Annotated in this window: 11 protein-coding genes; 5 read left to right on the top strand and 6 right to left on the bottom strand. The window is 69.1% G+C overall.

Features of this window, described 5'->3' with window-relative positions; genetic code table 11:
* Positions 1-628, bottom strand: a 628-nt coding sequence (locus tag WBA97_RS10675) for a PHP domain-containing protein (protein WP_424230586.1), incomplete at its 3' end; no start/stop codon positions are given.
* Positions 629-758: 130 nt separating this feature from the next.
* Between WBA97_RS10675 and WBA97_RS10670 the strand changes: the two genes are divergently transcribed.
* From WBA97_RS10670 to WBA97_RS10650, 5 genes are all read left to right on the top strand, one after another.
* Positions 759-1,385: a uridine kinase gene (locus WBA97_RS10670; RefSeq protein WP_424230585.1), complete on the top strand. Its 627-nt coding sequence runs from the start codon at positions 759-761 to the stop codon at positions 1,383-1,385.
* 129 nt (positions 1,386-1,514) lie between these two features.
* On the top strand, positions 1,515-1,940 hold the full coding sequence (locus WBA97_RS10665) for an OsmC family protein (protein WP_424230584.1): 426 nt from the start codon (positions 1,515-1,517) through the stop codon (positions 1,938-1,940).
* Between the two features lie 37 nt (positions 1,941-1,977).
* Complete coding sequence (locus WBA97_RS10660; protein WP_424230583.1) at positions 1,978-2,496, top strand: GNAT family N-acetyltransferase; 519 nt, start codon at positions 1,978-1,980, stop codon at positions 2,494-2,496.
* A 140-nt stretch (positions 2,497-2,636) separates the two neighbouring features.
* The gene (locus tag WBA97_RS10655; RefSeq protein ID WP_424230582.1) at positions 2,637-3,203 is read left to right on the top strand and encodes a VanZ family protein; all 567 of its coding nucleotides are present in this window, start codon (positions 2,637-2,639) and stop codon (positions 3,201-3,203) included.
* Between the two features lie 506 nt (positions 3,204-3,709).
* Entirely contained in the window at positions 3,710-4,891 is a 1,182-nt protein-coding gene (locus tag WBA97_RS10650) for a glycosyltransferase 87 family protein (RefSeq protein ID WP_424230581.1), read from the top strand.
* Here WBA97_RS10650 and WBA97_RS10645 read toward each other — a convergent pair.
* From WBA97_RS10645 to WBA97_RS10625, 5 genes are all read right to left on the bottom strand, one after another.
* Positions 4,824-5,879 (bottom strand): ABC transporter ATP-binding protein, encoded by a 1,056-nt coding sequence (locus WBA97_RS10645; RefSeq protein ID WP_424230580.1) that lies wholly within the window; start codon positions 5,877-5,879, stop codon positions 4,824-4,826. The genes WBA97_RS10650 and WBA97_RS10645 overlap by 68 nt on opposite strands.
* Positions 5,879-6,700, bottom strand: coding sequence for a carbohydrate ABC transporter permease (locus WBA97_RS10640; RefSeq protein ID WP_424230579.1), 822 nt, complete (start codon positions 6,698-6,700; stop codon positions 5,879-5,881). The genes WBA97_RS10645 and WBA97_RS10640 overlap by 1 nt, the downstream gene beginning before the upstream one ends.
* Positions 6,697-7,578, bottom strand: a complete 882-nt coding sequence (locus tag WBA97_RS10635; RefSeq protein WP_424230578.1) for a carbohydrate ABC transporter permease — start codon at positions 7,576-7,578, stop codon at positions 6,697-6,699. The genes WBA97_RS10640 and WBA97_RS10635 overlap by 4 nt, the downstream gene beginning before the upstream one ends.
* Entirely contained in the window at positions 7,565-8,968 is a 1,404-nt protein-coding gene (locus WBA97_RS10630) for a sugar ABC transporter substrate-binding protein (protein ID WP_424230577.1), read from the bottom strand. The genes WBA97_RS10635 and WBA97_RS10630 overlap by 14 nt, the downstream gene beginning before the upstream one ends.
* Before the next feature lie 309 nt (positions 8,969-9,277).
* Positions 9,278-10,489: a CehA/McbA family metallohydrolase gene (locus WBA97_RS10625; protein ID WP_424230576.1), complete on the bottom strand. Its 1,212-nt coding sequence runs from the start codon at positions 10,487-10,489 to the stop codon at positions 9,278-9,280.
* Positions 10,490-10,579: the final 90 nt, after the last annotated feature.

The following is a 10,579-nucleotide window of genomic DNA, read 5'->3' as shown; positions in this document are numbered from 1 at the left end:
CACGCACCGAACGCTCGATCGGCAGGCCGTGGTCCATCAGCTCCAGGAAGAAGTTCTCCCGACCGAAGATGTCCCGGTAGTCCGACGCCGCCTGGAACGCCTCCTCGGTCTGCCCCAGCCGTAACCTGGTCTGCACCTCACCCGACGGACACCCGGTGGTGGCGATGATGCCCTCGGCGTACTCGGCGATCAGCTCGCGGTCCATCCTCGGCTTGCGGTAGTAACCCTCGATACTCGCCCGCGACGACAACGTGAACAGATTCCGCAGACCCTGCGCGTTGCCCGCCAGCATCGTCATGTGCGTGTACGCGCCACCACCGGAGACGTCGCCGCCCTCGCCCAGCTCGTCGCTGCTGCGCTGCCGCGCCTCACCCCAGAAGATCGGCTTCTTGTGGTAGCGGCTCGCGGGCGCGATGTAGGCCTCGATGCCGATGATCGGCTTGATCCCGGCCTTGCGCGACTCCTGGTAGAACTGGTCGGCGCCGTACATGTTGCCGTGGTCGGTCATGCCGACAGCGGGCATGCCGAGACGCTTGGCCTCGGCGAACAGCGGCGCGACCTTGGCGGCGCCGTCGAGCATCGAGTACTCGGTGTGCACATGGAGATGAACGAACGAATCAGCCGCCACGAGGCACCACCCTACGACGGTGTCGAGCGCCGATGTGACACCGGTTCAGCGCGTGTCGGGAACTTCGTGAGCATGTCGTGGTTCTACCGCAGACCACCGACAATTCCCGCGGTGTTGGCATGATCGGCCCATGCGTTTCCGGCCCGTCTCGCCCGACCTCCTGCTCACCGAGGTGACCGAGACGATCATCACCCGCGCCGGTGAGGAGTGGACCAGGGTGGGGATCGCCGGCGCGCCGCCCGCCGGGCCCGGCGGGTTCGCCGACCGGCTCGCTGACGCGCTGCGGCTGCGCGGGCGGCCGGTGGTGCGGGTGTCCTCGGCGGACTTCCTGCGCCCGGCGTCGCTGCGCTTCGAACACGGCAGGACCGACCCCGACGCCCGCCACGACGACTGGCTCGACCTCGGCGGGCTCGTGCGCGAGGTGTTCGACCCGCTCGCCCCCGGCGGCTCCGGGCGGGTCCTGCCCACCCTGTGGAACGCCGCCACCGACCGCGCCACCCGCGCGGAGTACGTGGACCTGCCGCCGGGTGGCGTGCTCGTGCTCGACGGCGAGCTGCTGCTCGGCCGTGGCCTTCCGTTCGACTGTGCCGTCCACCTCTGGCTCTCTCCCGCCGCGTTGCGCAGGCGCACCGCGGCGGCCGACGCGTGGGCACTGCCGGCCTTCGAGCGGTACGACTCGACCGTGCACCCCCTGGCCGCGGCCGAGTTCGCGGTACGGGTGGACGATCCGGCCCACCCGGCGCTGCTTGACGAGTGAGACTGTATCGAACATCTGAGCGATGTCCTGGCGGGCGCGGGCACCGGGTCGCACGCCCGAGCGGTTGTCGGTGCCGTGCGGCACACTCGGCACCGGCACTCGACAGTCCCGCTCCGAGGAGGAGTTTCCATGTCAACCACCCGCACCGCCAACGCCCACTGGGAGGGCGCGTTGCTCAACGGTTCCGGCACCGTGTCGCTGGACTCGTCCGGCATCGGCACCTACGAGGTGTCGTGGCCGTCCAGGGCGAAGGACGCGAACGGCAAGACCAGCCCGGAGGAGCTCATCGCGGCGGCGCACTCGACGTGCTACTCGATGGCGCTCTCGCACGGACTGGCCGGCGCGGACACCCCGCCGCAGACCGTCGACACCAGGGCGGACGTCATCTTCCAGCCGGGTGAGGGCATCACGGGCATCCACCTGACGGTGCGTGCCAGCGTCCCCGGCATCTCCGCCGAGGACTTCGCGACGGCCGCGGAGGAGGCCAAGAAGAACTGCCCGGTGTCGGCGGCGCTGACCGGCACGACGATCACGCTGGACGCCGAGCTGGTGTGAGCGCGCCCTCGGTCGTGCCCGCGCGTACGGTGCGGGCATGACCGAGGGGATACGCCTGCGTCCGGTGACCGAACTCGACCTCGACGCACTCGACGCGATGTTCGCCGATCCCGCCCTGATCGGCGAGTTCAACTGGAACGGCTACTCCGACTCGAGCCAGTGGCGGCGGCGGTTCAGGGAGAACGGCCTGCTCACCGAGGACAAGAGCGTCCTCATGATCGACGCCGACCTGTCGCCGGTCGGCTTCGTGTCGTGGAACCGGGTCCAGACCGGGGCCACCGTGTACGTCTACCAGTTCGGGATCAGCCTCCTGCCCGCGGCGCGGGGGCGTGGGCTCGGGTCGGCCGCGCAGCTCATGCTCGCCAGGTACCTGTTCGCGCACTCGCCGGTCAACCGCATCCAGGCGACGACCGAGGCCGGGAACATCGCGGAGCAGCGATCGCTCGAGAAGGCCGGTTTCGCCCGCGAGGCGGTACTGAAGGAACACGTCTTCCGCGACGGCGAGTGGCGCGACGAGGTGCTGTACCGCATGCTGCGAAGCGAACTGCCCGCCTAGCCCCCAGGCGGAGCGGATGTCCCGAAGTTGACGCCAGTCGGCGTCATAGCAAAGCGTCCAGCCACGACGCGATAGGGTTCGTGACCGTCGTTCAGGCGAGGCTGTGCCACGCCTGAACCGAAGTTGCCCGGGGGATATCGTTGACGCAGCTGGCGCGCGCCTTCGGGAATTCGATCAGCGTGACTATTGCCTTCTTGCTCGCCGTGGCATTGATCGGAGCCTGGGTAGCTACCTCAAGAAATGAACACAGCAGGCTGAGTCGCACGCTACAGGCCTGCGCGCTGATCTTGTCCATCATCGCAGTTCTCTACATCACTCTGGGCACCCGGCTCGGATACAGTTCACGAGACGCGACGGTCTCCCTGGTTCCCATGGCCGACACTCTTCATGCACTGACGGGCCCGACGACTGCGTCCGCCACCATATTCGGCATCATTGGCAATATCGCACTGTTTGCACCCTTGGGTTTCAGCCTATCGTTGACAGCGGTGCGAACGAGTCGCAGAGTTTCCACGACACTCATCACCGCCACCCTGTTGTCGATCAGCGTGGAATCTGCCCAGTTCATACTGGGCCAGGGCGGCGTCGTGGCCGTCGATGATGTCCTGCTGAACGTGGCCGGTGCCGCCGCGGGCTGGGTTGCCCACGGTTGGGCCGGTCGTTCCCGGAGGACCGACCCCTCCGCGTCACTGCGAAACTACGGGTAGCAGACCGTCCCGGTTGCCAGCGCGGTCCCAGACACGGCGCCCTACGCCCTGGGGATCAGGGTGGGCGCCGTAGACCGCAACGTACGTCACACCGGCGGCACGAATCCAGGAATCCAACCCGGGTCGTCAGAGTCACCGCACACCGGGCACGGCAGCTCCACCATGATGCCGGGAGCCTTCTCCGCGAACACGACGCCAGAGCCCGGCAGGATCATCGGACGAATGGCTCCGTCATCCCCCCGGTACTGGGTGACCTGCCGACAACCATGACACACCGTCCGGACGACCCCGTTCGTCATCCCGGCCGCGTCGTTCGGTCCGCTCATCGGTTCACCCATCCCGACCCGTCACACTGCTTGCAGGTCGCCGAGTCGTACACCGTTGTATCGATGCTAGCCCGGTCCCGCACGATGAGAACTGTGTCGGCGGCGATCTTCGGCGCGCTCGCGGTACGGCTGGTCGCGAACCGCTAGGCTCCACCACCGGCTGTCGGTGGGGGGAGAGTCGTGACGCGTCGGGTAGGGGTGATGGCCGTCGCGGGTGCGTGCGTGGTCGTCGTGGCCGTGCTGTTCCTGTTGGTCGGGTTCAACAACTTCATGGACCTGCAGGTCTACCGGGCGGGCGGGCAGGGCTGGCTCGACGGCTATGACCTGTACGCCGCCGACTTCGGCAGCCAGTACGCCACCGGGCTGCCGTTCACCTACCCGCCGGTCGCGGCGATGCTGTTCACCCCGCTCGCGGTGGTGCCGATCGCGGTCGCGGCCACCGTGCTCACGGTCGTGTCGCTGCTCGCGCTGGCCGCCGTGGCGGTCATCGTGGTCCGGCGGCCGGTCACGCTCGTCGCCGCCGCGTTCACGCTCGGGGTGCTGCTGGAACCGGTGCGGCTCACGCTCAGCTTCGGGCAGATCAACCTGGTGCTGATGGTGCTCGTGGTCGCCGACTGCCTGCTGCCGCGCACATGGTGGCCACGCGGCACGCTGATCGGGCTCGCGGCCGCGGTGAAGCTGACCCCGTTCGCGTTCCTGCTGTACTTCGCCGCGCACCGGCAGTGGCGGCCCGTGTGGACCGCCATCGGCGCGTTCGCCGCCGTGTCGTTGCTGGTGTGGGTGTTCGCGCCGGAGCAGACTCCGGCCTACCTGTCCACGATCCTTGGCGACCCGGAGCGGATCGGCGAGCTGGGCTACACCGGCAACCAGTCGCTCAACGGGTTCTGGCACCGCCTCGGGTTGGCCGACACGGCCACGACCGCGCTGTGGCTCGGGTCCGCGCTGGTGGTCGTCGTGCTGGGCTGGCACGCGGTGCGCCGTGCCAGGGCGGCCGGTGACGACCTCGCCGCGTTGCTCGCGGCCGCGACCGCCGGGCTGCTCGTGTCGCCGGTCTCCTGGTCGCACCACTGGGTGTGGGCGATGCTCGCGGGCGTCTGGCTGGCACCCCGGCTGCGGACGTGGCGCTGGCCGGGCCGGGTCGCGGCCGTCGCGGGCATGCTGATGTTCGTCGCGCCGCCGCACTGGGTGCTGCCCAACCGGCACGGCCGCGAGCAGGACTGGTCGTGGTGGCAGCACCTCGTCGGCAACGAGTTCACCTGGTTCGGGCTGGCGCTGCTCGTCGTGCTCGCCAGGCCTACAGCAGCTCTGTTGTCTCGGCGTCGTACACCAGCAGCCGTCCAGGAGCTGGGCTCGCGGTCATAGTCGTGCCCACCTCGGGCTCCTCGTGTTCCGGCACCGTCAGGCCGACCAGGACCTCACCAGGGCACTCCAACGTCACCAGTGACGTCACACCCAGGTTCTCGACGATCGACACCGTGCCCGTGATGCCGTCCGCCGCGGGGTGCAGGTACTCGGGGCGGATGCCGGCCACCACCTTGGCGCCGTCCCGCAGGGTCAGCCCGGCGGGCGGGGTGAGACGGGCGCCCGCGACCTCGATCATGCCGTCGTGCACCGTGCCGGTCAGCAGGTTCATCGGCGTGGACCCGATGAAGTTCGCGACGAACGTGTCCGCCGGGCGCTGGAACACGTCCTTCGGCGTGCCCAGCTGACGGATGCGACCGTCGGCCATGACCGCGATCCGGTCCGCGAGCGCCAGTGCCTCCGCCTGGTCGTGTGTCACGAACACCGTGGTCAGGTCCAGGTCCCGTTGCAGGCGCTTGAGGAACGTGCGTGCCTCCAGCCGCAGCCGCGCGTCCAGGTTGGACAGCGGCTCGTCCAGCAGCAGCACGGTCGCCTCCATGGTGATGGCCCGCGCCAGCGCCACCCGCTGCTGCTGCCCACCCGACAGCTGGGCAGGACGCCGCTCCAGCAGCGCCGACAGCCCGAGACCGGCGGACGTGGACGTCGCCGCGTCCCGCTGCGCCTGCTTCGAGACCCTGCGCACCCGCAGCGGGTACGCGATGTTCTGCGCCACCGTCATGTGCGGGAACAGCGCGTAGTCCTGGAACACCATCGCGACCCCGCGCTTGCCCGCCTCGGTGCGCGTGACGTCCTGCTCGCCGAGTGAGATCGTCCCGGACGAGGACTGCTCCAGCCCGGCGATGGTCCGCAGCAGCGTGGTCTTGCCGCATCCGGACGGGCCGAGCAGCGCGAAGAACTCGCCGTCGATGATCGACAGGTCCAGCTCGTCCACCGCGCGGACCCCGTTGGGGTACACAGTGGACAGCCCGGTCAGCTCGATTGCCGCCATCAGGCCTTGATCCCTCCGTAGAAGCGGAACCCGTACCGCTTGCTGACGAACAAGTACAGCGCCACCACGGGTATCGCGTAGAGCAGCGAGAACACCGGGATCACGGTCAGGTTCGCGCTGCCGCCCTCGTCCTTGAGGGTGCGCAGCAGCACGGCCGCTGGCTGCTGGGAAACGTCTCGCAGCAACAGGAACGGCAGCAGGAAGTTGCCCCACGCCTGCACGAACGCCCACACCAGGATCGTCGCGATGCCCGGCCGCGCCACCGGCAGCACGACGTGGAGCAGCACCTGCCCCGGCGACGCGCCGAACACCCGCGCGGACTCCTCGTAGGACCGGGGCACCGAGTCGATGAAGTCCTTCAGGATGAAGATCGCCGCGGGCAGCATGCCGCCCGCGATCACCAGCCCGGTCGCGTACTGCGAGTTGATCAGGCCGAGCTGGAACATCATCACGAAGATCGGCACCATCGCCGCGGTGCCGGTGACCACGCTGGACAGCAGCAACAGCACGTACAGCAGCGCGTCGCGGCCCGGGATGCGCACCCGCGACAGCGCGTAGGACGCGAGCGTGCCGAGCACCGTGGTCACGAGCGTCGCCACCGAGGACAGCACGAGCGAGTTCAGCAGCGAGCCGAGCGCGTAGGGGTGTTCGAAGGTGATGCGCCAGTTGTCGAGCGTCCAGTCCGGCCAGCGCAGCCCCAGGCCGGGGTCGCTGTCGAACGGTGCCGACGCCAGCCACAGCATGGGGATCGCGAAGAACGCCAGAATCGCCGCGATGAGGACGGTGTACAGCGAGCGGCGCAGCATCTGCCGGAACGTCATGCCCGCCTCCTCAGCAGGAGCAGGTACAGCAGGGCCACCACCAGGTTCACGATGAGCAGCAGGAACGAGATCGCGGCCGAGTAGCCGAGCTCCCCGTTCGCGATGGCCTGCTGGTAGATGAACACCGGCAGCGTCTCGGACTCGTGGTTCGGCCCACCCGCCGTGAGCAGGAACGGTCCGAAGTCGTTGGCCGTCCACAGGGAGATCAGCAGCGTGTTGGTGAGGACGTGGCCTCGGATGTGCGGGAACACCACGTCGCGGATCGTCTGCCAGCCGTTCGCGCCGACCGTGCGCGCGGTCTCCAGCTGCGACGGCGGCACCGCGGCCAGCGCCGAGCTGTAGAGCATCATCGAGAACGCGGTGCCACGCCACGTGTTGAACACGATCAGCGACGCCATCGGGTACTCGACGAGCCACGCCGTGGACTCGTTGCCCAGCAAGGCGTTCAGCGTGCCGCCGTCCCGGTCGAGCACGGCCGTCCACAGGTAGGCGACGACCACGCTCGGCAGGATCCACGCGAGCAGCACCAACGCCTCGACGACCCGGCGGACCAGCGGTTTCGCCGACCGCATCAGCCACGCCAGGCCGAACCCGAGCAGGTTCTGGCCGAGCACCGCGGACCCGAAGACGAACACCAGCGTCAGCCACAGCGCGTTGCCGAACAGGGCGTCGTCCAGCGCGTTCAGGAAGTTCTCGATCCCGACGAACGACGGCGCGACGGAAGCGGGCCCGGTGAGCGTGTAGTCCGTCAGTCCGATGTAGATCGTCCACAGTGCCGGGAAGACGAGGAACAGCCCGATGAGCAGCAGCGCGGGCGATACGAAGGCGACCGCCCGCGCCACCCCCAGCCCGGAGGAGTCCCGGCTAACCGCGGGCAACCTTGTCCTCCCCAACTTCCTTGATCAGTGCGTCCTGGTACGCCGACGCCGCCTCGTCCGAGGACTTGCCCGCGATGATGTCGGCCGTCGCCTGCTGCATCGCACTTGACACCTTCGGGTAGTCCGCGAGGCCGGGACGGAACCGGGTGATCGGCAGGACCTCCTCGGCGATGAAGCTCAGCATCGGGTCGCTCTTCAGTACCTCTTCGTTCACGTCCTGGCGCTGCGTGACCTGGGCCGTGCCGCCGAGCCGCGCCTTGGTGGCCTCCGCCGAGTTCATGAACCGCAGCAGCTCCCACGCCTGCTGCGGGTACTTCGAGTTCGGGTTGATCACGCGGACCGAGCCGCCGGACATGCTGACGAAGTCCTGCCCGCCGACGCCGGAGCCCGGGTTCATCGCGGGGATCTTCGCCCAGCCGACCGCGGCGTCCCGGTCGGCCATCTTCGCGACGCCCACGGTCGGGTCGACCACCGAACGCCAGAAGTAGTCGCTCTCGAACAGCATGCCGACCTTGTTCTGCGAGAACAGCTCGAACGACTTGTCGCGGCCCTTGGCCTCCTGCGCCAGCAGCGGGTCGCCGAGCTTGCCGCCGTAAACCTGCTGGTAGAAGTCCAGGACCTGCTTGACGTTCTCGGTGGCGCCCTGCCACTTGCCGTCCTGGTTGATCTCGGCGCCGGTGCCCGCGAGCAGCGGCAGCACGCCCTGCATGGTCGTCGCCTCGGTCATCGCGGTGCCCGCGTTGAGCTGGATCGGCGTGACCCCGGGCAGCGACTTGAGCGAGACGGCCGCCGCGGTGATCTCTTCCCAGCTGGTCGGCTGCCAGTCCGCTGGCAGTCCGACCTGCGCGAACAGTTTCTTGTTGAAGAAGATCACCCGGCCGTCGGTGCCGACGGGGATGCCGTACCGCTTGTTCTCGAACTCGGCGACCGCCTGGACCGCGTCTGGGATCTCACCCCAGCCGTCCCACCCGTCGACCTTGTCCTTGCCGACCACGTCGTCGAGCGGCCGGACCTGACCGCCCTGCGCGAACTCACCGAGCCAGATGCCGTCGATCTCGATGACGTCGCCGCCGATGTCGGTGTTGAAGTCCAGCGCGATCTTGGCCTTGTAGTCCGCGTCGTCCACGCCGACGCCGTCCCACTTGACGGTGACGTTGACGCCCTTGTCCTTCTGCTGCTTCGTGAACTCGGGGATCACCCAGTCGGTGACCCACTTCGCGGTGAGTTCGTTCTTGCCGCCCGCGACCGCGTTGGCCGTGACGGTGAGGGTCACGTCCTTGGCGTCCGCGTTGCGGTCGGAGTCCGACTCCTGCTGCTGCCCGAGGCAGCCGGCAAGGGCCATCGTGGTGACTGCGGCCACGGTCAACGCCAGCGTGCGGCGAACTCGCATCTCGGCACCTCTCGTCATCGAGTTCGTTGGTCTTTCACCAACAGTGGTCCGAACAGGACGGAGATTAGTGCGGCGGACGCACGAGCGCGAGCACAGCCCGGCAGCAATGCGATCCAGGACCCCTCAGCACACTGAGCGTCACGCCCGACCTGTGGACAACCTCCCCAGTGCCTGCCTAATGGATCTTTGCGCGAAGGATTCTTGTACGAGGGTCTTGGCCTGCCCAAAGGTGACCTCAGGGGAACGTGACGGCACCCAGCCACCATCCATCTCGGTACCCACGCCTGCGCTGGGTCCGGACCAACACTTTTAGTTCCGGGGAGGCGGACCGGGAGTTCCGGCCAACGCCAGTACCGTCCCGTCGTGCCCGCAGAGCACGTGGCCGTGCGGGCCGGGTGGGTCGAACGTGTCCCGGTCGAAGCGGACCTTGCGCGTGACGTCACGGCCGACGACCAGCGTGCCGGGCGCGTCCAGTGCGATCACCTTGCCGTCGACCGGCAGCAGGACCGGGCCGGTGCGGTTCGCCGACACGGCGGTGCGGCCCGCCCGCAGGCCCTCCAGCACCGCGGGCACCAGCTCGTCGGCGTTGCGGGCGTGCGAGTCCACCGCCACCCACGTCGTCGGGGCGCCCAGCCGCACGCCCTCGTCGCGGCGGTGGAAGTCGCTGCCGCCGATCGGGGTGGCCTCGCTGCCCCACGCCTGCCACCACGCGACCGGGCCGCCCCAGTTCGGCGCGAGCCAGCTCGAGTGCCACACCTCCGCGAGCGGCGGGTGCTCTGGCAGCGGGTGACGCCACGCACAGTCGCCGCCGAGCGGGTGGTTGATCGACAGCAGGCCGCCGCGCTCGCGGACCGTCTTCACCCAGTTGGCGGCCGGTTCGCGGAAGTCGATCCAGCCGATGTCACCGAAGGCGTTGGCGTGCCCGAACTCGGTCGTGATCTCCTGGCCGGGGATCAGCGCGATGCCGTAGCGGTGGCCGACCGCGGCCAGCTCGGCGTGGTGGCTGACCGTGTTGTGGTCGGTGACCGCGAGTGCGTCGAGCCCGGCGGCCACCGCCTCGGCGGCCAGCTCGGCGATGGTCAGCTCGCCGTCGGAGTGCAGCGTGTGCGCGTGCAGGTCGACCGCGACCCAGCGCAGCCCGGCGGCGGCGGGCAGCCCGCGCGGCCTCGGCTTCGCGGGCACGGGCGGGTCAGGACGCAGGGGCGCTGGCGTCGCGTCGCCGTTCGTCTCGATCGTGACCGTCACCTCGACGCCCTTCGCCGGGACGCGGTGCAGGCCGAGCACGACGTGCCACTCCCCCGCCTCCAGCTCGCCGGGGACGTAGCCGGGGGTGGCGCCGTCGGGGGTGATCACGTAGCTGGTGCGGGCGCCGCCGGACCAGCCGCGCCAGCCGTCCGCGCCATCGCAGCCCAGGTCGATGACGGCGCCGGACTCGGGGTCGAACGACAGCTCGACGGCGACGGAGGAGCAGCCAGCCTGCACGTCGAACGGCAGCAGGGGCCAGTGTTTGTCAGCTCGCAAGTCGCGGGTCCAGAAACCTCGGTGAGTCGTGATGGCGCCCATGGGTAGATCCTGCCAGTAACGATCCGGGCAGCGGGGAGGAGAATGGTG

This window comes from Actinophytocola sp., assembly GCF_049647105.1.
Lineage (GTDB): Bacteria > Actinomycetota > Actinomycetes > Mycobacteriales > Pseudonocardiaceae > Actinophytocola.
Note: the sequence above shows the minus strand (reverse complement) of the source record. Positions and strands in the feature narration are given on the sequence as shown.